This window comes from Paenibacillus xanthanilyticus (genome assembly GCF_042682185.1).
Lineage (GTDB): Bacteria > Bacillota > Bacilli > Paenibacillales > Paenibacillaceae > Paenibacillus_Z > Paenibacillus_Z xanthanilyticus.
Genome location: NZ_JBHUHA010000001.1, coordinates 1741385 through 1764275, shown reverse-complemented (window position 1 = coordinate 1764275; position 22891 = coordinate 1741385). Strand labels below are relative to the sequence as shown.

The window sequence follows — 22891 nt, the reverse complement described above, 5'->3', positions numbered from 1 at the left end:
CCGAACAGCAACGCTTGTCTTCTCGCATTCGGTCATGTCCGAACGCGCATCGCCATATAGTTAATAACTAGGATGCCGTTCGGACGAGTTTCACATTCGGGAATTCGCGCCGCCGTATTTCGAGGGGACACCTTCGCAAGGCGATCCGGCCGGAAGGAGGCAGGATAGATGAAGGAGCAACACCGGCACGCTGTGCTCGACATTGCCATTCACGGAATGAGCTGCACGGCCTGCGCCGCCAGAATCGAGAAGGGTCTCGGGAAGCTCGTCGGCGTGGACGCCGTGTCTGTTCACTATGCGGGCAAATCCGGAAGCATTCGCTACGCGAGCGGCGTAATCGAACCGCAGCGGATTATCGAGCGCGTCAGCGAGCTTGGTTTCCGGGCGGCGCCTTACGGCACGGACGACGACGGGGCGGAGCGGGATAAGCTTCTGCTGCGGCTCTTGCTCTCCGTCGTCCTTTCGCTGCCGCTATTGATCGCCATGCTCCATCATTATGAATGGCTATCGGCCGTGCCCATCCCCGCCTTCGTGCAAGAGCCGCTGCTGCAGTTCGTCCTGGCCGCGATCGTGCAGTTCGGCATCGGCATGCCGTTCTTTTTCAACGCCTATTATGCGCTTCGAGAGCGGACGGCCAACATGGACGTGCTCGTTGCGGTCGGGACGACGGCTGCGTTCGGCTACAGCTATTATGCGATGCTCGCGGGGCTGCCGCTTTATTTCGAGACGTCGGCCGTCGTCATCACCGCGGTGCTGCTGGGCAAGTGGCTGGAAGCGGCGATTTCCGATCGGGCGCTGCAGGCCGCGACGCATCTGGGGCGGCTGCAGCTAACCGAGACGTGGGTGCTGCGCGGCGGCGTCAAAGTGAAGATCCCCGTACACGAGCTGCGCGTCTCCGAGACGCTGCTGCCTGAGCCCGGAGAGCCGCTGGCGGCCGACGGCATCGTCGTGCGCGGTCAAGCCTCGGTCGACGAATCGTTCCTGACCGGAGAGAGCATGCCCGCGGCAAAAGGCGAAGGGGATGCCGTTTTTGCCGGCACGATCCTCGCCGGCGGCGAGATCGTCGTCCGTACGCAAGCGGTCGGCGACGGGACGATGCTCAGCCGGATCGCCGCGCTGACGAGACAAGCGCAATCGTCCAAATCCTCCATTGGCCGGCGGGTCGATGCGCTCGCCGCCATCTTCGTGCCCGCGATGCTGCTGCTTGCGGCCGCGACGCTGCTGATCTGGCTCCTCTTCCTGGAACCGGGCAACCTTGGCCGCGCTTCGCTCCACGCGCTTGCGGTGCTGCTTGCGGCTTGTCCGTGCGCGCTCGGATTGGCCGCGCCGATCTCGCTGGTCATCGCGTCGGGGCGATTGGCCCGAAGAGGCATCGTCATGAAAGAAGCGGGCGTGCTGGAACGGTTGGCCACGCTGGATACGATCGTCTTGGATAAGACCGGCACGCTGACGGAAGGCAAGCCGCTGCTGGTGGATATGCTGCTAGCCCCGGGCATAACGAAGCGCGCGCTGCTGCGGGATGCCGCGGCGGCGGAGCAGCGCGCGAAGCATCCGTTCGCTCAAGCGCTGCTGGAGCAAGCGCATGCCGCCGGCATCGAACTCCCGGAAGAAGGCCAGTTCCGCGAGATCGCCGGGAAGGGCGCAGAGGCCGTGGTGGATGGCCGGCTGGTAGAGGTGGGCAGCGCCCGATTCATCGAAGAGCGCGGGCTAGCGTCGACTTCCGCGATCGAAGCGTTCGCCCGCCGCTCGGAGCAGGCGGGCCGCAGCGTGCTTTATGTTTACGTGGGCGGCAAAGCGGCCGGAGCCATGGCATTCGAGGACCCGATCAAGCGCACGTCGCGGGAGGCGGTGGATCGGCTGCGCAGAGCGGGCATCGAGACGATTCTCGCGACCGGCGACCATCCTGCGCCCGCTTGGGCGGCTGCGCGCGAAGCGGGTATCGAGCGGGTCTACGCGTCGCTCATGCCGGCCGACAAGCAAATGCTGATCGAACGGCTGCGGCGGGAGAACCGTCGCGCTGCGATGGCGGGAGATGGCTGGAACGATGCGCCGGCGCTCGCGGCGGCGGACGTGGGCATCGCCATGGGCAACGGCACGGACGCGGCGCTGGCGGCCGGCCATATGGCGCTCATCCGCGCGAGGCTCACCGGCATCGCCGACGCGGTCTTGATCAGCAGACTGACCCTGCGCAATATTCGGCAGAACCTGGGCTTTGCCTTCGTGTACAATGCCTGCGTCATTCCGTTCGCGGCTTTCGGCGGGCTCGAGCCGTGGATGGCGGGCACCGCGATGGCGTTCAGCTCCGTCTCCGTCGTCGGCAACGCCCTCAGGCTGAATCGCCAGCTGCGGAAGATCGCGGATTGATTGGCGTGCCGCTCCTGCCAAGGAACGCCTGCTTTTGACTTCAATCGCACTATATCGACATGAACGAATGGGCCTTTCGATTGCCGAGGGAAGCAAAATAAGCCAAAAGGGCCGAAGGTTTTCGGAGCAAGGGCAGCGAATGGTAATACACAAGGTTGCCCAAAACAGCGGAGGATGGACGATGAGAAGTCGTGTCACTTTTTTTAACGGACAGCAAGCCGCCCAATTAAAAAAACGAGGGATAATCAATCCTCATGCGATGTTGACGAGCAATATTAACGGATTGGTTGACAACTACTTGACGGGCGTATTCTTGGCGAGCGAAGATCGGCTGCTATACGTGAACGGCCGGCTCGCGGAGATGTTTGGCTATACTCAGCAAGAAATGCTGCGCATGACAGCCCCGGAGCTCGTGCACCCGGAGGATATGGAAATCTTCCGCGAGGAAACCCGCAGACGGCTCAGCGGCGAACGGAATGCGATGCGTTGGATCCGGGGTCTACGCAAGGACGGAAGCGTGTTTTACTTCGAAACGCAGGCGGACATGATCACCTATCGCGGCAAGCCGACGTTGATGGGGACGCTCATGGACACGACAAGCATGAAACAGGCGGACGATTTGTCGACCGAGAACGACGTGCGGTATCAGCGGCTGATCAAATATTTGCCGGAGCCGATCATCGTGCAGGACGGCGATACCATCATCTATATAAACAACGCGGCGATGAAGCTGCTGGGGGCGGAGACGCAGGAGCAGCTGCTCTATCAATGCATCGGCTCGCTTATTCATCCCGACGAGCGGCTAGCCGCCGCAGAGCGCGTCTCCAAGGTCATGCAGTCCGACGATCCGCTCGAGTTCGTCGAGAGCAAGCTGATCGGGTTGGACGGAGAGACGATCGACGTCGAAGCATCCAGTACACGCATCCACAATTTCCTTGGGCGAAGGATCGTCGTCCAGACGGTGTACCGGGATATCCGGGAGCGCAAGCGGGCGGAAGAAGCGCTCGTCAATTCCGAGAAGCTGTCGGTCGCCGGGCAGATGGCGGCCGGCATCGCGCACGAAATCCGCAATCCCCTTGCGTCGCTCAAAGGGTTCTCCCAACTGCTGAAGAAGAAGTTCGACAAGCACCACGATTACTTCGATATCATGCTGGCCGAGCTGGACCGGATCAACGAGATCGTGCAGGAATTCATGGCGCTCGCCAAACCGCAAGCCAATCAATTATTCGGCCATTATGACCTGATCCGAATTCTGCAAGCGGTCATGACGCTGCTCGAGACGCAAGCGATCATGAAAAACGTCGAGCTGTGCATCAAGTTGAACGACACGGCGGACACGTCGATCTACTGCGACGAGAATCAGATCAAGCAAGTGTTTATCAACCTGCTGAAGAACGCGATCGAGGCCATGCCAGGAGGCGGATGCATCGAGATCGAGCTGCGCGCGCTGCGGGAGGGCGAGGTGACGGTCTTGATCAAAGATCAGGGCATCGGCATTCCGATCGAGCTGATCGACAAGCTCGGCGGCCCGTTCTATACGACCAAAAGCAGCGGAACCGGGCTCGGGCTCATGATTTGCAACCGAATCGTCCAAGCGCATCACGGCGAAATGTCGTTTGCCAGCGAGAGCGGACTCGGCACGACGGTGACCGTCGTGCTGCCGCTCGCGGGCAGCCGGGCCGCCGAGAAGGCGAAGGTTACGGCTGGGTCGGCGCAAGCTTGACGCATAGCCCACGCGCGTGCCCCGGGGACAACATGCCCCGGGGTTCTTTGCATTCCGCGCTTCTGCTCGTCTGCCCACGGCGAAAAGGGTAGACAAGCCTTTTCCCGGAGTGATATAGTTACAGTCGAACAATTGCATAGACTTGGAACAGGTGCCGAAGCGAGGAACGCAAGCAATTGCGCGCCGCGTGGAGGTTAAAAGGGAAGACCGGTGCAATGCCGGCACGGACCCGCCACTGTAAGAAAGCGTCCGACGGACGGCGAATGCCGGTCCCGGGACAACGCGATGCCCCTCGATGTCACTGGCCGATTATGCGGTCCGGGAAGACGGCAGCGCGCAAGCTTTCGAGTCAGGAGACCTGCCTGTTCGTAGCACGCTGCCCACGTGGACTTGGGGAAGTGTTGGAGCTTGGAATGGACGAACGATTACGGCACGCGCCGGCTGATAAGGCTGGAAGGCGTCTCATGAACGCGCGAATGTCTGCAGCAAGCACTTCCGGCACGGTCACGGGAGTGCTTTTTTTATTGCAATTGCAATATCGGCAAGAACAAGGAGTGGGGACAGCATGAAAAGAACGATCGGCTTCAGATTGACGATGCTGCTGGTGGCGGCCATGCTGCTGGCGGTGCTGGCGGCATGTGGAGGCAAGGCGGAGAATAACGGCTCGGCGGCGAACGACAACGCGGCCGTGGAGAATAACGCCGCATCGGGCGCGGGCAACGCGGGGGGCGAGACGGCCGCGGCGCCGATATACCCGCTGACGGTGACCGACGCGACGGGCACGCAAATTACGTTCGAGAAGGCGCCGGAGAAAGTCGTGACGCTCGTGCCGAGCGAAACCGAGATCATGTTCGCGATCGGTGCGGGCGATGCGGTTGTCGGCGTGGACGACAATTCGAATTATCCGGAAGAAGCGGCGGCGAAAGCGAAAGTCGGCGGCATGGAGGCGAATATCGAAGCGATCGTCGCGCTCAAGCCGGATCTCGTGCTGGCGTCCTCGTCGATGAACGCGCCGGCAATCGAGAAGCTGCGGGGCCTGAATCTGACGGTGCTGGCGACCGATCCGAAGACGTACGACGAGGTCATGAACAAGATCGGCCAGATCGGCGCGATCATGAATAAGACCGACAAAGCGCTGGAAGTGGTCAATCATATGAAAGACGTGCGCCAGCAGGTGATCGATGCCGTGCAGGACGCGCCTAAGCCGAAGGTATACCTCGAGTTCTCCCCGGGCTGGACGGTGGGCAAAGGCGAATTTCTGGACGAGATCATCACGCTCGCGGGCGGCGCGAACATCGCGGATCAGTCGAGCTGGTACGAGATCGATCCGGAGAAGGTCATCGAGCAAAATCCGGACGTCATCGTCTACGCGTCCTTGAGCGTCAAGGAAGGCGAGAAAAACCCGATTCTGGACGCGATCGAGAAGCGTCCGGGTTGGGAGGCCATCGCGGCCATTCAAAATAAAAAGCTGTATGAAGTCGAACAGGATCCGCTTGTTCGCGTAGGCCCTCGCTTGGCGGAAGGCCTGCTCGAAGTCGCGAAGAAGCTGCATCCGGATCTCGTGAAGTAATGCGGCGCAAATTGTACGTGTATGGAGGAGCAGCGATGCTCCTCCTTGCCGCATCTATCGTGGTTAGTTTGTCGATCGGATCGGCGAGACTGCCGCTATCCGAGGTATGGCAAATCCTGCTGCGTTTTGTGACGGGCGCTGCCGGGGACGGCGGCGCGGACCCTAGCGCGATCGCGATCGTCACCCAGGTGCGCCTGCCGCGCATCGTGCTGGCCATGCTCGTCGGGGCTTGTCTGTCGCTGGCCGGCGCGGGCTTTCAAGGCGTGCTGCGCAACCCCCTCGCCGATCCGTTCACCTTGGGCGTCGCGACGGGCTGTTCCGTGGGCGCGGCATTCATTCTTTTATTCGGTTATCATGCGACGGTCGGCATGTGGCTGATACCGGGCGTCGCGTTCGTAACGGGTATCGCCACGCTGGGTGTCGTCGTGGCGCTGGCCCGCGCGCGGGGGGCGATGAATATCCAAACGCTCATTCTGTCCGGCGTCATCGTACAGGCGTTCCTCGGCGCGGTCGTGTCCTTGATGTCGTCGCTGTCGCAAGGCGTCGTCAACGAAATCAACGCTTGGCTAATGGGCAGCATCAGCGCGCGCGGCTGGGAGCATGCGCAGCTCGTGCTGCCGTTCCTTGCCGTGGGCGCGGTCGTTTTAATTCGTTACGCGATGGCGCTCAATTTGTTTGTCTTCGGCGAACGGCATGCTTCGCATCTGGGCATCGAGGTCGAACGGACGAAGCTGGCTATTCTGATCGTCTCGACGCTGCTGACGGCGGTTGCCGTCTCCGTGGCGGGTGTCGTCGGCTTCGTCGGACTCGTCATCCCGCATCTGATTCGGCTCATCGTCGGCCCGGATTACCGGCTGATCGTGCCGCTCTCGGCGCTCGGCGGGGGGATCTATCTGCTGTGGGCGGACACGCTCGCGCGCACCGTGGCGAGTCCGAAGGAAATCCCGCTTGGCGTCGTGACGGCGTTCATCGGCGCGCCCTTCTTCGCGTATTTGCTCTATCGCCGCAAAATGCAGCAAGGAGGCGCGCTATGATTGAAGGGAAAAGCTTAGGCTTGAGCATGGACGGCAAGCGCGTCCTTAACGACGTTTCTTTTCGCTTCCAAGCGGGCGGCGTGTACGGAATTATCGGGCCGAACGGGGCCGGCAAGTCGACGCTGCTCAGCCTAATCGCGGGCACGGCGCGGGCGGATGCGGGCGAGCTAGCGTTGGACGGCAAGCCTATCGGCGAATGGACGCGCAAGGAGCTGGCTCGACACGTGGCGGTGCTGCAGCAGGGCGGACTTGCGCCGGTCGGCTTCACGGTTAGGGAAGTGGTCGCGATGGGGCGCTTCCCGTATCAGAACTGGATGGGCGAGGAGCGAAGCGACCCGGCGCCTCTCCTTGCGCGCATCTTGGCGCTCACCGGGCTAAGCGACTTGGCGGATCGGCAGATCGACCGGTTGAGCGGCGGCGAACGGCAGCGGGTGGCGCTGGCCAAAGTCATGGTCCAGGAGCCGCGGCTGCTGCTGCTCGATGAGCCGACGACCTACTTGGATATCGGCTATCAGCTGCAGCTGCTCGATCTGGTCAAGCAGTGGCAGCGCGAGCAGGGCATCACCGTCGTGGCGGTGCTGCACGATTTGAATCTGGCCGCTCAATATTGCGATGAGCTGTACGTGGTCAGCAATGGACGGATCGAAGCATCCGGTCCACCGGAAGCGGTCGTGAACGCGGAGCTCGTCGAGCGGGTGTACGGCGCGCGTTCGGTCGTCGTGCGGCACCCGGTTAGCGGCGTTCCGCAGCTGCTGCTGCATTCCAAGGCTAGGGAGTAGGTTTCAATCAGGAAGAGGAGAGGTTGGTAGACGATGAGCGAAACGAAACAATTGTTGGATAGAACGGTGGCGGCGATCCGTCCGCTGGACGCCGAAGCCGTCGATGCGGCACAGGCGCGTCTGGATTCGCTGACGAAGCCGCCGGGCAGCTTGGGCAAATTGGAGGACATCGCCAAACAAACGGCCGGCATTACGGGCGAGATCGGAGCGGATCTCTCGAAGCGTGCCGTCGTGGTCATGGCCGGCGACCATGGCGTTTGCGCGGAGGGGGTTAGCGCGTTTCCTTCCGAGGTAACGCCGCAGATGGTGCTTAATTTTCTGGCGGGCGGCGCGGCGGTCAACGTGCTTGCAAGGCAGGCCGGAGCAGACGTCGTCTGCGTCGATGTCGGGGTCGCAACTGCCATCGAGCATCCGTCGCTCGTCCAGCGCAAGGTACGCCCGGGCACGGATAATATCGCGCAAGGCCCGGCGATGTCTCGCGAAGAGGCGCTCGAGGCGATCGCGGTCGGCATCGAGACGGCCGTCGAGCTGGCGGCGCAAGGATACGGGATGCTCGCCACGGGCGAGATGGGCATCGGCAACACGACGCCGAGCGCGGCGTTATGCGCGGCGATGACGGCGATGACGGCCGAACAAGCCGTCGGTCTGGGCACCGGCATCGACGCCACCCGGCGCCGGCACAAAGTCGACGTCGTCGAGCGCGCGCTGGCCGTCAACGCGCCGAACGCGGACGATCCGCTGGATGCGCTCGCGAAGGTAGGCGGCCTGGAGATCGCCGCGTTGACCGGCGTCATCCTCGGCGCCGCGGCTCACCGTCTGCCGGTCGTCGTCGATGGGTTCATCTCCTCGGCGGCTGCGCTTGTCGCCTCGCGAATCGCGCCGGCGTCCGTGCCGTACATGATCGGCTCCCATCTGTCGCAGGAGCAGGGTCACGGCCAATTGCTGAAGGCGATCGGGCTTTCGCCGATGATTCATTTGGACATGCGTCTTGGCGAGGGGACCGGCGCGGTGCTCGGCTTTCACATTGTCGATGCGGCGCAGCGGCTCGTGCGGGAGATGGCGACTTTCGAGAGCGCGGGCGTGTCGAAAGGCTAGCGGAAGCTGAGGGGGAGACGGAATTGGCCATTTTCATAACCGGCGGGGCGCGCAGCGGGAAGAGCGATTTCGCGGAACGTTACGCGATGCGGCTTGCGGCGGACGCGATCTACGTCGCCACTTCCCAAATCTGGGACGAGGAGATGCGGCAGCGGATCGGCTTGCACCAGGGCACCCGCGCGGCATCCGGATATCCTTGGCAGACGATTGAAGAACCGTTCGGGTTGGCGGAGACGCTGCTTGCGTTGGAGGAACAATTCTTGCGCGCGGCGCGGCGGCCGGCTGTCGTCGTCGATTGCCTGACGTTGTGGCTCAGCAATCAGCTGCTGCGGCTGGAGCCGGCGGACAGCACGGAGGAAGCGGCGGGCACAATGGAGCACACAGCGATACGAACCGAGCTTACCGTGACCGCGAATGATTGCAGCAAGTGTCAAGAGCCGGCCGCGGACCCGTTGGACAGGCTTGTCGATGAACTGGCGGCAGCGGTTGCCGCATACCAGGGGCCGCTGCTGCTCGTGACGAACGAAGTCGGCAGCGGCATCGTGCCGGCTTATGCGCTCGGCAGGCGCTTCCGCGACGCGGCGGGGAGAATGAACCGCAAGCTGGCCGGCGTCTGCGACGAAGCGTACTTGGTCGTGGCCGGGTTCCCGCTCGACTTGAAGAAGCTGGCGTTCCGGCTGGAGGATGCGTGATGTTCTATTCGCTGCAAGAAACGCTGTTAATAACGGCTGCCGCGATCGCGATCGATTGGGTGGTCGGGGATCCAAGGTGGCCGACGCATCCGGTCATCCTGATCGGCAGATGGATCGGCAAGCTGGAGAGCTGGCTGCGTCCGGAGAGCGAGAGCGCCGCGTTGACGCCCCGAAAGCTTAAGCTTCGGGGCGTCGCGCTGGCGCTTATTACCGTCCTGGCGGCATATGCCGCGATAGTCCTGCTCGTCTGGGCGGCGGACTGGGTGCATCCGTTCGTCGGCTATGCGGTGTCGGCATGGTTCGTCTCCACGACGATCGCGGTCAAGGGGCTCAAGGATGCGGCGATGCTCGTCTATAGGCCGCTTGCCGCGGGCGACCTTGAGCAAGCGCGCTGTTATGCGGGCTATATCGTCAGCCGGGATACATCCGCCATGGACGAGCGCGACACGGCCAGGTCGGCCATCGAGACGGTAGCGGAGAACACGGTCGACGCGTTCCTCTCTCCGGTCGCGTTCGCGCTGCTCGGCGGCGCGCCGCTGGCCATGTTGTACCGCGCGGCGAACACGCTGGATTCGATGGTCGGCTACAAGAACGACAAATACGTGCATTTCGGCTGGGCGTCGGCCAGGCTGGACGACGCGCTGAACTATATTCCGGCACGCCTCTCCGCCCTGGCGATGACCTTGGCGGCCGCGCTGCTGCCCGGTCTGTCGCCTGCGCGCGCCTTCGGCGCGGTGCTTACGTTCGCGAAGCTTCACCCGAGTCCGAACAGCGGGATTCCCGAATCGGCGGCGGCCGGGGCGATCGGCATCGAGCTGGGTGGCCGCAACGTCTATTTCGGCCGCGTGAGCGAGCGGGCGCGGATGGGCTGGCCGCTGCGGCCGCTGGCGGCGAAGGATATCCTTAGCGCGGTACGGCTGCTGTACGTGACGAGTATTTTGATTTTCATGGGGGTAATCGGCGCATGGCTGATCGTTCGTTCATAAAGGGGCTGCAGGCGATCGGCGCCGCCTTCCAGCTGCTTACGCGAATTCCGGTGCCGGTGCAAATTCCGTTCACGCCGAGCGTGCTTGCCCGGAGCGTCGCCGCATATCCGCTCGTAGGATTGGCGGTCGGGCTGCTAACGGCAGGCGCCGGTTGGCTGCTGCAAGGCCGGCTGCCGTCCATGCCTGCGGCGGTGATCGTGCTGCTCACATGGATCGCGCTGAGCGGCGCGCTTCATCTCGACGGTCTGATGGATACCGCCGACGGCGTGCTTAGCCACCGAAGCCGGGAGCGCATGCTGGAGATTATGAAAGACAGCCGCGTTGGCGCGATGGGCGTCATCGCGGCGGTGATCGTGCTGCTGCTCAAGTTCAGCCTGCTGGCCGAGCTCCTAGAAGATGATGCGTTGGCGTCCGCTGCCCCGCATCTCGCAGCAGCATGCATGTGGAGCCGGCTGTGGATGGCCGTCTCGATGACGTTATGGCCGAACGCGCGCGGCAAAGAGGGGCTTGGCGGCATGTTCGCAGGCGTGGCGATCCGGCATATTGCGGCGGCAGGGCTCGCGCATGTCATCCTCTTGTTCGGCGTCTACACGGCATTCGGGTGCAGCCTGGCCGAAGCGGGCGGTTATGTCGTCGTTGGCGCGGGCTTGACGCTTGTCGCGGGGGGACTGAGCGGCTGGTGGCTAAGCCGGAAGCTCGGCGGGCTGACCGGCGATACATACGGGGCGATGAACGAGCTGCTGGAAACCACGCTGTTGTTGGCGGCATGCGCGATATTGGTATAGACAATCAAGAGAGGAGCTGACGGCTCATGTTGGAGAAATTCGGCCATGGCGGGGATCTGCTGACGGCCCAGGAGCTGTACGGCCTACCGGCGGAGCAATTCGCCGACTTTAGCGCGAACATGAATCCGTTCGGACCGCCCGCGGTCGTCGGCGAGCTGCTGCGCGCCTATGCGGAAGCGATCGGCCGTTATCCAGACCCCGCCGTGCGCGGACTGCGTCGGAAATTGGCCGGCCATCATGGCATAAGCGAGGACGAGCTGCTCGTCGGCAACGGGGCGGCCGAGCTGATCGATCTCGCCGTACGCGTGCTGCAGCCGGCCGAGGTCGTGCTCGCCCAGCCCTGCTTCGCGGAATACGGGGATGCCGCGCGCAAGAACGGCACGCCGATTCGGACCATTCGGCTTACCCCGGATTCACAATTCGCGCTGGGCGGCGAGGATGTCGAGCAGACGGTTCGCGAACTTCGCGCGGCGGGCAGATCGGCCGGGGATGCGCTATGGTTCCTCGGGCACCCGAACAATCCGACGGGTCAGCTGATCGAGCCGGAGACGATTCGGCTGCTGCTCGATCGCGGCGAGCGCGTCGTGCTGGACGAGGCATTCATGGATTTCGTCGGCAGCGAGTCGCGATACAGCTTCCTTCGCGAGGCGGCGCGCACGGAAGGCGGACGTCTGATCGTCATCCGCTCGATGACGAAGTTCTATGCCATTCCCGGCATTCGGCTCGGGTATATGGTGGCTTGCGCAGCGACGATCGCTTCGCTGCGGGAGCGGCAGGTGCCCTGGAGCGTCAATTCGCTGGCCCAGCTGATCGGCGAAGCGGTGCTGGCCGAAGAGGAATACGCACGGCGGACGCTTGATTGGCTGCGGGAGGAGCGCGCATGGCTGTCGGCTCAATTGGAGGAGCTCGGACTGGTCGTCGCGGAAGGACACGTGAATTACGTGCTGTTTCGCATTCCGCCGAGCTTCGGTCTGTCAGCCGGCGAGCTTCAGCGCAAGCTGGGGGAGCGCGGCGTGCTGATCCGGGATGCGTCGCATTTCGAAGGCTTGGACGAGACGTACTGCCGGATTGCGGTTCGGTTCCGGGAGGAGCACATACGGCTGCTTGAAGCATTGCAGGCAGCGCTGCACGGCGGGAATAGCAGACTGGAGGGCGAGAGCCGATGAAGAAGCTGGCGCGTACGGTCATGATTCAAGGGACCGCGTCCGACGCGGGCAAGAGCGTCATTAACGCGGCGATCTGCCGGATTTTGACCGAGGACGGGTATACGGTGGCGCCGTTCAAATCGCAGAACATGTCGCTGAATTCCTACGTGACGTGGGATGGCAAGGAGATCGGCCGCGCGCAGGGCGTTCAGGCGGATGCGTGCGGTATCCTGGCGACGACGGACATGAACCCGATTTTGCTGAAGCCGAAGAAAGACATGGTGTCTCAGGTGGTCGTCCACGGCAAGCCGATGGGCGATTATGCGGCAAGGACCTATCGCGAGCAGGTGCTGCGGGAAGCCGAACCGATCGTGCGCGGCGCCCTTGATCGGCTTCGCTGCGAATATGACGTGGTCGTGATGGAAGGCGCGGGCAGTCCGGCCGAGATTAACCTGAAGGACCGGGATATCGTCAATATGCGCGCTGCCGGCTGGGCGGATGCCCCCGTCGTGCTCGTCGCGGATATCGACCGCGGCGGCATGTTCGCGGCGATCGTCGGCACGATGGAGCTGCTGGAGCCGCATGAGCGGGAGCGGGTGTGCGGGTTCATCGTGAACAAGTTCCGCGGCGACGTCTCGCTGCTTCAGCCGGGACTGGACTGGCTGGAGGCGCGTACGGGCAAACCGGTGCTCGGCGTTGTGCCGTTCCTTCTGGACCTCGGCATCGAAGACGAGGACTCGTTGTCGCTCGACGGGAAACTGGCAGCCGCCAAAGCATCCGAGAAGCGGGAGCGCGCGGATGGGGATCTGCTCGATATCGCCGTTATCCGGCTTCCCCATATTTCGAATTTTACCGATATCGACCCGCTGCTGCAGGAGCCTGATGTGCGCGTCCGGTTCGTGCGCGATGTCCGCGAATGGGGAGAGCCGCATGTCGTCGTCATTCCCGGCAGTAAGAACGCGGTCGACGACCTGGCGTATTTGCGAGAGAGCGGACTTGCGGCGCTCCTCGAACGGCATCGCGCGGCAGGCGGGGAGGTTGTCGGCATTTGCGGCGGCTACGAAATGCTCGGGCTTCGCTTGCTCGATCCGCTGCATGCGGAGTCGGACCGGGACGAGACGGACGGCTTGGGCTGGTTCCCGTTCGAGGTGACGTTCGCGGCGGAGAAGCGGACCGTGCGGGTCGAAGGCACAGCGAGCTTGCCAGGGCTTACGGAAGCGTTCCCCGTAGAAGGCTACGAGATTCATATGGGCTCCGTGAACTGGCTGGACAGCATGGCGACCGACGTCTCAACTGCGCTCTCGCATACACGGCTGGAGCTGCCGAAAGCCGACACGATTGACGAAAAACGCACGATAGGCGTTCCATGCGAAGGTGTGATGGAGAATGGCCAGTCGGTTCGTCCGTTCCGGCTGAAGGAAGCCGCGGATTCGGCGCCCTTCGCAGAAGGCTGCTCGTCGGCAGATGGCCGGGTGTGGGGCACCTTCCTGCACGGCGTGCTCCATAACGACGCGTTCCGCCGGGCGTGGTTGAATCGAGTGCGGACATCGCGAGGAATGATGCCGGTCGCCGAGATCGTGCCTACGCGCCAGCGCCGCGAGGAAGCGTTCCATCGTCTCGCCGCGCATGTTCGCGCACATGTCAGGATGGATTTGCTCAAGCAGATCATGGGCTTGGGAGAAGATTCCCGATGAGTCAGCCGTTTCGCGGGGAAGGCGTGCATCATCGCGCGGCGCTATGGCCGGAGCTCGACATTCGTTTCGTCGACGGCGACCATATCCTCGTCCGATCGGATCGCCTGTTGGAAACGGTGAGCAGCGCGGTCTATGGCGGCGGGCGCGGGCGGGCGGATCATTTCGTGAACCGCAAAGTGCCGCTTAGCTACAACGAACGCGATCCGGTCTTGGACTTGGGGGCGATGATTCGCGGCCGCGACTACAAGGCGGATTCCACGGTCGGGCTGCTGACGGCGGCCAAGCTGACGCATGCGTCCGTCGTCGAGGCTGCGGGCGACCGCTTCAATGCGCTGTGCATCAGCACGGCCGGGATCGGCAACGCGGCGCGGGCTGGGGTGGAGCGGCCGGTATTCCCGGCGTATGCCGCCGGTACGATCAATACGTTCATTTTCGTCGACGGACATATGAGCGAGGCGGCTATGATCGGCGCGCTCATAACGGCCACGGAGGCGAAAGCCGCCGCTTTGCAGGATTTGGACGTGCTCGATCCGCTGGACGGCCGTCAGGCGACCGGGACGACGACGGATTCGGTCGTCATCGCCGTCAGTCAGTCCGGACGGTTCAAGGCCAGCCATGCCTATTGCGGGGCAGCGACCTCGATCGGCAACCTGCTCGGCCGCATGGTGTACGACACGGTGCATGAGGCCGTACGTACGAGCGGCGAGAAGTAGATCGGCCAACTCGATCGAACAATGACCAAAAAACCTCCGGGAGATCCGTTCGTGCGGATACCGGAGGTTTTTCGTCAGGCTTCAAAAACTAGATCAAGCATCGATGACGGTGAACATGCCAGTCATGCCGGGGGCATGGTTCTTGAACCCGAACTGCTCGTAGAACGGCTCTTTCCCCTGGGAGGCGAACAGCCCGACGAATGGCGCGCCGTTCTTGAGGCGGCATTGCCGGATGTGCACCATCAGCCGTTCGACGATCATTTTGCCCAATCCGTGCTTCTGATGGTCCGGCAGCACCGCGACGTCCTGAATATAGAAATACATGACGCCGTCGCCGACGATGCGTCCCATGCCGACAACCTGGTCTTCATGGAGAACGACGACGCCGTAGAGGGAGCGGGCGATCGAGCTTGCCGCCGTCTCCGGATCTACGCTGCCCCAGCCAACCGCTTCCCATAAGAAGAGGTGTTCGCTCGGCGTGGGGAGGCGTTCGATTAAGGAGTAGGGGGATATGGTCATGAGGGATCTCCTTATTTGTCTAAATTTGCGTTAAAGCCGACAGTTGTTCGTCCGTCACGACGACCGGCTCCTTCGGGATTCGGCTTAGGCTGAACGTTGGAACGAGCTCCTTCGCGCTTACGGGTTCCGGCCGGTCGAGCAGGCCGCTCATGGCCGCGAGCCAGCCGACGATCCGTTCGGGAGCTACGCCGGCCTGACGCAGGCTGGCCAGCGAGATCGCGCCGTGCCGCTTGGCGAGCCGCTTGCCGTCGGTGCCGTTCAAGAGCGGCACGTGGGCGAAGCGGGGAGCGGGCCAACCCAATGCTTCGTACAGCATCAGCTGGCGGGGCGTCGAGTCCAGCAAGTCGTAGCCGCGCAGCACGTCGGTGATGCCCATGGCCGCATCGTCCGCGACGACGGCCAGCTGATAGCTAATGATGCCGTCGGCCCGTTTCACGACGAAGTCGCCGCCGCAGCCAGCCGGGAAACGCTGCTCGCCCGCGGCCAAATCCTCGAAGCGGAAGGGCTCGTCCGGCACGAGAAACCGCCGCGAAGGCGTCTTCGTCTCGGCTCGCCTTGCCCGTTCTTCGGCGGTCAGGTTCCGGCACGTGCCGGGATAAGCGGGACCTTCGCTGCCGAGACCGTGCGGGGCGCTGGCGATGGCCAGCAGCTCTGCTCGGCTGCAGTAGCACTCATAGAGACGTCCGTCCCGTTCCAACCGCCGCAGGGCTTCCTCATAATCGCGGAGCCGCTCGCTCTGAACATAGGGGGCGTATGGTCCGCCTACATCCGGCCCCTCGTCCCAGTCCAATCCGATCCAGCGCAGATCGGCCAGCGCCTGCTCGGCCAGCTCGGGCTTGCAGCGCGGCGTGTCGATATCCTCCATCCGCAGCACGAATTGGCCGCCTGCTTGGCGGACGTGCAGCCAGGCGAGAAGCGCCGTACGCGCGTTGCCGATATGCATCAGGCCCGAAGGCGTGGGGGCGAATCTACCTCGCATAAGAGTCATGATCATTCCTCCGATCCAGCCGCTCCATGTTCGGCGCTCACGATCCAAGCGCTGTCCGATTCTAACGAGCGGCGAGGCGCACGCTGCGCCTAACGCGTCTATTTGATCAAGCCTTATGATAGCATGAGGGCCTTGGGGCCGCAACGAACGGCGCCTGGGGGCGACGACCGCTTCTCTATCTTTTGGGCGAGCGGGCACCTATAATAGATAGTGCCGCCTTGAACCGGTGAGGCGTGCTTGAATTTATCGTTGCAAGGAGCCGTACGCGATGAAAGAATTACCGATCGATAGCGTCCTGCCCGAATTGGCGGACGTTCTACATAAAGGCCGTAACGCGGTGCTGGTCGCCGCGCCGGGCGCGGGCAAGACGACCCGCGTGCCGCTCGCGCTGCTGGATGCGCCTTGGCTGGGCGGCCAGCGCATCTTGATGCTCGAACCGCGCCGGATCGCTGCGCGATCGGCTGCCCGATTCATGGCCGCTTCGCTCGGCGAGAAGCCGGGCGAGACGGTCGGCTACCGGGTTCGAATGGACACGAAGGTCGGTCCGAAGACGCGGATCGAGGTCGTCACCGAAGGCGTGCTGACCCGGATGCTGCAGGAGGATCAGGCGCTGGAAGGCGTTGGCGCCGTTATTTTCGACGAGTTCCACGAACGGCATCTTCAAGGAGATCTCGGTCTGGCGCTTAGCTTGCAATCGCAAGGACTGCTGCGAGACGACCTGCGGCTGCTCGTCATGTCGGCGACGATCGAAGCGGAGCCGGTGGCGGCGCTGCTCGGCGGAGCGCCGGTGATCGTCAGCGAAGGCCGGGCCTATCCGGTAGACACCCGGTATGTCGGCATCCGTGCGTTGGAGCGGATTGAAGAAGCGTGCGCGCGAACGGTCGCGGAAGCAATCCGGCTTGACGAAGGCGACGTGCTCGTCTTCCTCCCCGGCGCGGGGGAAATCCGCCGGGTGCATACGCTGCTGTCGGCAGCCGGTCTCCCCCCACATGTGCGGATTATGCCGCTGTATGGCAGTTTGCCGGCCGAAGCGCAGGACCGCGCGGTCGCCGCGGCCGAGCCCGGCGAGCGCAAAATCGTGCTCTCCACGTCGATCGCCGAATCGAGCGTCACGGTGAAGGGCGTGCGAATCGTCGTCGACTGCGGATTGAGCCGAGTGCCGCGTTTCTCCGCGCGCACGGGCATGAGCCGGCTTACGACCGTCCCGGTCTCCGTCGCCTCGGCGGACCAGCGCCGCGGCCGCGCCGGCCGGGAGGGCAATGGCGTCTGCTATCGGCTGTGGACGGAGGAGCAGCACCGCATACTAAAGCCGCAGAGCACGCCCGAGATTCGGGAGGCCGACATGGCGCCGCTTGCGCTAGAGCTGGCCGCCTGGGGCGTAGCCGATCCAGCCGAGCTGCATTGGCTTGACGCACCGCCTGCCGCAGCCTACGGACAAGCGGTGACGCTGCTTGTCGAGCTTGGCGCGCTTCATCCTGCGCAGCCGGACAAGCCGACGGCTCACGGCCGGGCCATGGCGGAGCTCGGCATGCATCCGCGCCTCGCCCATATGATCTTGAGAGCCGAGCCGCTCGGGCTGGGCGCGGCCGCGTGCGAGCTGGCCGCACTGCTAAGCGACCGAGACCCGCTGCGAAGCCGGAACATCGACGTTCGGCTGCGGCTTGAGGCGATGCGAGGCAAGCGCGTTGCCGCGGAAGCGGACGAGGCGGCGCTCCGGCGGCTGCAGGCAGAGGCGGCCGTCTGGCGGCGAGAGCTCGGCATCCGCGACGCCGGATCGGACCGGGACATCGACCTGTGCGGCGTGCTGCTCGCGCTCGCGTATCCGGATCGGATCGGCAAGCGGCGCGGCGACGGCCGGTTCCTGCTGAGCGGCGGCCGCGGCGGCGCCATCTCGGAGCTGCAGCCGCTGTCGGCCGCGCCCTATTTGGTGGCGGCGGAGATGACGGATGCGGGGACGGACGGCGAAATCCGGCTCGCCGCGCCGATTACGACCGAGCAGCTGGACGAATATTGCGCGCCCCTCATCCGGGAAGAGACGGAAGTGGCGTGGGACAAGTCGGCACAGGCGGTTCGGGCGAGACGCCGCGTACGGCTGGGCGCGCTCACGCTGCAGGAAGGCCCGGCGCAGAACCCGGATTCTGCGCTTGTAATGCAGGAGCTGTTCGAAGGCTTGCGCCAGCAGGGACTCGATCTGCTGCCATGGACGAAGCCGGCGCGCCAGCTGCAGGCGCGCGTCGAACTGATGCGCCGGCACAATCCGGAGTGGCCGGATGTATCGGATGAAGGCTTGACCGCCACGCTTGCGGAATGGCTTGCTCCTTATGCGGCCGGCATGCGCGGCAAGAACGATCTCGGACGGCTCAACATGACGTCGATCGTCGAAGGGTTGCTAAGCTGGTCCGAGCGGCAGCAGCTCGACCGCGAGGTGCCGACGCATCTGACCGTGCCGAGCGGCTCGCGTATTCCGGTCGACTACAGCGACCCGGAGGCGCCGTCGCTCCCCGTCCGGCTGCAGGAGCTGTTCGGCTTGGCCGAGACGCCGCGCATCGCGGGCGGCAAGCTGCCGATTACGCTGCACTTGCTGTCCCCGGCGCAGCGGCCGGTGCAAGTCACGCGCGATTTGGCGAGCTTTTGGCGGGACGCGTATTTCGAGGTGAAGAAGGATCTGAAGGGCCGCTATCCGAAGCATTACTGGCCGGATAATCCGCTGGAAGCGATGCCGACGAACCGAACCAAGCCGCGGACGTAAGGCAGGCGCGGCAGAGACCGGCCATGGAGAGGAGAGACCGCGTTCGATGATCGCGATCGTAATTTATTTGGTGTTGATTAACATCGCCGCCTTTATGCTGATGGGCAACGACAAAGCGCTGGCTCGGCAGGGGAAACGCCGGGTATCCGAACGTCGGCTGATGACGTACGCCGCGGTCGGCGGCTCGGTCGGGGCGTACCTCGGCATGCGGGCGTACCGCCACAAGACAAAGCACGCGAAGTTTTATATCGGGTTGCCGGTGCTGGTGATCGCGCATGTCGTGGTGCTGGTGGCGCTGTTCCGGTGGTTGCTTTTTGGTTGACGGAAGTTCGTAAAATTCCATTTTTGGCCCCAATTGACTCCCGATTCGCCATTATGCTATATTTACCTTTCGCCAGGCGCGCCACGCGCTTGCATGCATACGACAAATCACAGGCCGCATGAACTCCATGCGGCTTCTGGTTTCAATAAACCATCAGTTTCTGGAGGCAGAAGACTGATTATGGGGGGTAACTGACATGAATGCTCAAAGTGCCTTTCAACATGAATCGAAGCGGCTGGAGGATGTGCTCGGGCATATCGGCCATCAGCTGGGCGCCATCGGTCCGCGGTACACGGGTAGCGATTTCACCGAGCAGATGATCGACCTGCAGAACGAGCAGCGCAGAGAGCGGCTGGAGGTGTCCAAGCGGGAGCCGTACTTCGGCCGGCTGGATTTTCAGGAAGGCGTACAAGGAGCTGCGAAGCCGCTTTATATCGGCAAGGCGGGCGTCGCGCACGAGAAGACGAACGAGCTGCTCGTCGTCGATTGGCGCGCCCCGGTGGCCAGCTTGTTCTATGCCTTCAGCGGCGGCGAAGCGCCGGTGGCGTACGAGTCGCCGGACGGCACGATTGAAGGCGTCGTTCATCTGAAGCGCAACCTGATGGTGCGCGAGAGCGCGCTGGAGCGGCTGGTCGACAGCTACGTGCGCGGCCAGGAGGACGAGGCGGTGACCGACGAATTCCTGCTCTATCGGCTCGGCGAGAGCAAGGACAACAAGCTGCGCGACATCGTCTCGACGATTCAGCACGAGCAGGACCGCATCATCCGGACCGAGAAGAACAAGGCCGTCTTCATTCAAGGGGTGGCCGGGTCAGGGAAAACGACCGTCGCGCTGCATCGGCTCGCCTTCCTGCTGTATCAATATGCCGGCCGTATCCGTGCCGAGCGGATGGTCATTTTCGCGCCGAACCGGATGTTCCTCGACTATATTTCCGGCGTGCTGCCAGAGCTCGGCGTGGGCGATATTTTGCAGACAACCTATACCGAATGGGCGTTGGAAACGCTGCAAAACGCGGTGCGGATGGACGATAGCGCCGACGCGCTCGCCTATTGGTTCGAGCATCCCCGCACCCGCAAGCAAATGGAGCGTTCGTCGGGCCGGCTGAAGGGCAGCATCCGCTTCAAGGAAGCGATCGACGCCAGGCTGGCGGACATCGAAGCGCGGCTGCTGCCGGAAGAGCCGTTCGAGCCGATCGACCGGCTCGTGCTAAGCGCGGCCAAAATGCGCGAATGGCTTGCGACCGACGAGTCCGGCGAACCGCTCATGCGCCGCCGCGAGCGGCTCGTCAGCCGGCTCAAGCGGTGGTTCGAGTCCGAGTGGAAGGCGCGCCGGTTCACCGATAAGAAGGTCAAGGCGAAAGCGCAGTCCAAGCTGAACGCGTACGCCAAGAAAATTCCGTCGTATTCGGCGGAATCCTTCTACGCTTCGCTGATGGACGACGAGACGGTGGGCGGCCTGCTGCCGGCGTCCGTGCGGGCGGAGACGAAGAAGCGGGTGAAGAAGGGGCTGGCCGCCGCCGAGGATCTAGCTCCGCTCGTCTACATTCACTTGCGTCTGTTCGGCACGGAACGTTCGAGTTACGACCACATCGTCATCGACGAAGCGCAGGACTACTCGCCGTTCCAGCTGGAATCGCTGCGTCTGTGCCAGCGTCAGCCGTCGATGACCGTGCTGGGCGATCTGCAGCAGGGCATTCACGGGTATGCCGGCATTCACAGCTGGCGGGAGCTGTCCGACCTGTTCGAGGCGGACGAACGCGGCTACTTCGAGCTGGATCGCAGCTACCGCTCGACGATGGAGATCATCGAGTTCGCCAACCACGTCCTGCGCGGCATGGGCGACGAAGTGAAGCCGGCCGTGCCGGTGTTCCGCAGCGGCGAGCCCGTCGATCTGATCGAGGTCCGCGAAGAGGAACGGCTCGCGAAGCTGGCGGATACGGTGCAGCAATGGCAGGGCGACGGCGCGTACAAAACAATCGCCGTGCTCGGTCGCACGGCTGCCGCATGCGAAGCGATCGGCGAGCGCTTGACGCAGGCAGGCCTTACGGCCTCCGTCGTACGCAGCAAGCAGGAGGCGTACTTGGGCGGGCTGACCGTCGTGCCGGTTTATTTGGCCAAAGGGCTCGAGTTCGACGCGGTCATTATCGCCGACGCCGACGCGGCCAGCTACGGCCCGGACGACGCGAAGCTGCTCTACGTCGGCTGTACCCGCGCGCTGCATAAGCTGACGCTGTTCCACAGCGGTCCGGCGACGGGCCTGATTGCCCCGTAAGCCGATGAAGGTACACGCCGGAGGTCCATTGGATCTCCGGCTTTTTTGTGGTCGGATAGCCGAACGGGATCATGTCCACGCTATGGAAAAGCGAACCACGCGCCCTTACATCATCCGCAAGGCATCGCGGCAGCTATCTGACGGATTCGACTGAAGCTCCTTCCCCGTCGGAAGTCGGGTTTTGGGGGCGAAGAGGCGTCGGCGTGCATCCTATTATTCATCCGGCGCGTACGAGTGTACTAACGATTTAGGAAAGCGAAAAGGAGCGTGCCGATATGTCGGAGCGAGAAATGAACCAAGAAGCGGTCGCCGGATCCGCGAACAAGGAAGAACTTCGAACAAACGCAGTCCCGCAGACGGCTAACGAGGCGTCGATACCCATACTAGAAGGGCCATCAAACGAGAGCGGAGGCAGAGATGCGGCACCGGAAGGCGATCCGCATGCAACGCCGCATCCTGCAAATACGCAGGACGAAGAGCGCTTCGTTACCGAAGCGGCGAGCGACAAGGGGTGGAATGAAGCAGACCGGCTAACCGGCGCGCCGCCTGCGCAAGTACCGACGTCCGGCATGCCGATTCCATCGGCTGAGCAGCCGGAGCAAGCCCCGGCCCGAACGGTGCCGGCCCCGTCTCCGCCGGAGACGAAGGAGCAGCTTCGGGCAGCGCTGCTGGGCATCGAGAAGTGGGAGAAAGAGCAGAAGGACATCTGGTTCTTCGAGAAGCTGGGCCGGATTCCGTTCATGATCCTCGACAAGCTGACGCCGAAGATTCTGCAGCAGAAGATCGGCCAAGCGCTGGACGAGGTGGGCAGTTACGTGCAGACGGGCGGACGCTACCTCATCTCCGAGCGTGAGATTTTGCGCAAAATGCAAGCCGCATCCATCGCCGACGCGTCCGCGATGCCGCTGCAGGGCATGGATGCCGTCGCGGCAAGTCTCGCCAGCAGCCGCAAGACGCTGGCCACGATGCAGGGCGCGACGACCGGCTTCGGCGGCGTATTCACGCTGGCGGTCGACGTCCCGGCACTGCTCGGCCTCTCGCTGAAGATCATACAGGAGATCGCGATCTGCTACGGATACGATCCGAAGCTGAAGGAGGAGCGGATCTTCGCCGTCAAATGCCTGCAGTTCGCTTCCTCCGACATCGTCGGCAAGAAGGCCATCCTGGACGAACTGTCGGTCTACGGACGGAAGAAATCGCATGACCAGATGGCGTCGCAGCTGCAGGGGTGGCGCGAGGTGATCATGGTGTACCGGGATAATTACGGCTGGAAGAAGCTGTTTCAGCTGATCCCGGTAGCGGGCATGATTTTCGGCGCGTTCATCAACCGCGGGACGCTGCAGGACGTAGCCGAGGCGGCCACGATGCTGTACCGCAAGCGTAGAGTGATGGAGCGGCTGGATCAGCTTGGCTGAGCGTGTGCGCGATGCGCGGATGGAAGAACAAAGAACCTCGGGCGTC

The 22891-nt window shown here is 63.4% G+C and carries 18 protein-coding genes and 1 riboswitch; of the genes, 16 read left to right on the top strand and 2 right to left on the bottom strand.

What is annotated here, in order from left to right; all coding sequences use genetic code 11:
- Positions 1 to 168: 168 nt before the first annotated feature.
- The 12 genes from ACFSKT_RS07100 (at position 169) to ACFSKT_RS07045 (ending at position 14580) form a co-directional block, all read left to right on the top strand.
- Entirely contained in the window at positions 169 to 2364 is a 2196-nt protein-coding gene (locus ACFSKT_RS07100) for a heavy metal translocating P-type ATPase (protein ID WP_377722073.1), read from the top strand.
- A gap of 181 nt (positions 2365 to 2545) precedes the next feature.
- Entirely contained in the window at positions 2546 to 4087 is a 1542-nt protein-coding gene (locus ACFSKT_RS07095) for a PAS domain S-box protein (protein ID WP_377722072.1), read from the top strand.
- Positions 4088 to 4219: 132 nt separating this feature from the next.
- Positions 4220 to 4467: riboswitch (cobalamin riboswitch) on the top strand.
- Positions 4468 to 4652: 185 nt separating this feature from the next.
- Complete coding sequence (locus ACFSKT_RS07090; protein WP_377722071.1) at positions 4653 to 5657, top strand: ABC transporter substrate-binding protein; 1005 nt, start codon at positions 4653 to 4655, stop codon at positions 5655 to 5657.
- The gene (locus ACFSKT_RS07085; protein WP_377722070.1) at positions 5657 to 6691 is read left to right on the top strand and encodes a FecCD family ABC transporter permease; all 1035 of its coding nucleotides are present in this window, start codon (positions 5657 to 5659) and stop codon (positions 6689 to 6691) included. Before ACFSKT_RS07090 ends, ACFSKT_RS07085 begins: the two co-directional genes overlap by 1 nt.
- Positions 6688 to 7470, top strand: a complete 783-nt coding sequence (locus ACFSKT_RS07080; protein WP_377722069.1) for a heme ABC transporter ATP-binding protein — start codon at positions 6688 to 6690, stop codon at positions 7468 to 7470. The genes ACFSKT_RS07085 and ACFSKT_RS07080 overlap by 4 nt, the downstream gene beginning before the upstream one ends.
- A gap of 33 nt (positions 7471 to 7503) precedes the next feature.
- Positions 7504 to 8565: a nicotinate-nucleotide--dimethylbenzimidazole phosphoribosyltransferase gene (gene cobT, locus ACFSKT_RS07075; RefSeq protein WP_377722068.1), complete on the top strand. Its 1062-nt coding sequence runs from the start codon at positions 7504 to 7506 to the stop codon at positions 8563 to 8565.
- A 23-nt stretch (positions 8566 to 8588) separates the two neighbouring features.
- A complete protein-coding gene (gene cobU, locus ACFSKT_RS07070) occupies positions 8589 to 9257 on the top strand; it encodes a bifunctional adenosylcobinamide kinase/adenosylcobinamide-phosphate guanylyltransferase (protein ID WP_377722067.1) in 669 nt (222 codons plus the stop codon).
- The gene (cbiB, locus tag ACFSKT_RS07065) at positions 9254 to 10243 is read left to right on the top strand and encodes an adenosylcobinamide-phosphate synthase CbiB (protein ID WP_377722066.1); all 990 of its coding nucleotides are present in this window, start codon (positions 9254 to 9256) and stop codon (positions 10241 to 10243) included. The genes cobU and cbiB overlap by 4 nt, the downstream gene beginning before the upstream one ends.
- A complete protein-coding gene (gene cobS, locus ACFSKT_RS07060) occupies positions 10222 to 11028 on the top strand; it encodes an adenosylcobinamide-GDP ribazoletransferase (RefSeq protein ID WP_377722065.1) in 807 nt (268 codons plus the stop codon). The genes cbiB and cobS overlap by 22 nt, the downstream gene beginning before the upstream one ends.
- Before the next feature lie 26 nt (positions 11029 to 11054).
- The gene (gene cobD, locus ACFSKT_RS07055) at positions 11055 to 12194 is read left to right on the top strand and encodes a threonine-phosphate decarboxylase CobD (protein ID WP_377722064.1); all 1140 of its coding nucleotides are present in this window, start codon (positions 11055 to 11057) and stop codon (positions 12192 to 12194) included.
- A complete protein-coding gene (locus tag ACFSKT_RS07050; RefSeq protein ID WP_377722063.1) occupies positions 12191 to 13867 on the top strand; it encodes a cobyric acid synthase in 1677 nt (558 codons plus the stop codon). The genes cobD and ACFSKT_RS07050 overlap by 4 nt, the downstream gene beginning before the upstream one ends.
- Positions 13864 to 14580, top strand: a complete 717-nt coding sequence (locus ACFSKT_RS07045; protein ID WP_377722062.1) for an adenosylcobinamide amidohydrolase — start codon at positions 13864 to 13866, stop codon at positions 14578 to 14580. The genes ACFSKT_RS07050 and ACFSKT_RS07045 overlap by 4 nt, the downstream gene beginning before the upstream one ends.
- A gap of 93 nt (positions 14581 to 14673) precedes the next feature.
- Here ACFSKT_RS07045 and ACFSKT_RS07040 read toward each other — a convergent pair whose 3' ends face one another.
- Together ACFSKT_RS07040 and gluQRS are read right to left on the bottom strand one after the other, a co-directional pair.
- On the bottom strand, positions 14674 to 15093 hold the full coding sequence (locus ACFSKT_RS07040; protein WP_377722853.1) for a GNAT family N-acetyltransferase: 420 nt from the start codon (positions 15091 to 15093) through the stop codon (positions 14674 to 14676).
- 25 nt (positions 15094 to 15118) lie between these two features.
- The gene (gluQRS, locus tag ACFSKT_RS07035) at positions 15119 to 16093 is read right to left on the bottom strand and encodes a tRNA glutamyl-Q(34) synthetase GluQRS (RefSeq protein WP_377722061.1); all 975 of its coding nucleotides are present in this window, start codon (positions 16091 to 16093) and stop codon (positions 15119 to 15121) included.
- 262 nt (positions 16094 to 16355) lie between these two features.
- On the opposite strand from gluQRS, the gene hrpB reads away from it, so the two are divergent.
- From hrpB to ACFSKT_RS07015, 4 genes are all read left to right on the top strand, one after another.
- Positions 16356 to 18836, top strand: a complete 2481-nt coding sequence (hrpB, locus tag ACFSKT_RS07030; protein WP_377722060.1) for an ATP-dependent helicase HrpB — start codon at positions 16356 to 16358, stop codon at positions 18834 to 18836.
- A gap of 46 nt (positions 18837 to 18882) precedes the next feature.
- Positions 18883 to 19158, top strand: a complete 276-nt coding sequence (locus tag ACFSKT_RS07025; protein WP_377722059.1) for a DUF1294 domain-containing protein — start codon at positions 18883 to 18885, stop codon at positions 19156 to 19158.
- A gap of 196 nt (positions 19159 to 19354) precedes the next feature.
- Entirely contained in the window at positions 19355 to 21430 is a 2076-nt protein-coding gene (locus ACFSKT_RS07020) for a HelD family protein (protein ID WP_377722058.1), read from the top strand.
- A gap of 569 nt (positions 21431 to 21999) precedes the next feature.
- Positions 22000 to 22845 carry an EcsC family protein gene (locus ACFSKT_RS07015; protein WP_377722852.1) on the top strand — a complete coding sequence of 282 codons (846 nt, stop codon included), beginning with the start codon at positions 22000 to 22002 and terminating at the stop codon, positions 22843 to 22845.
- Positions 22846 to 22891: the final 46 nt, after the last annotated feature.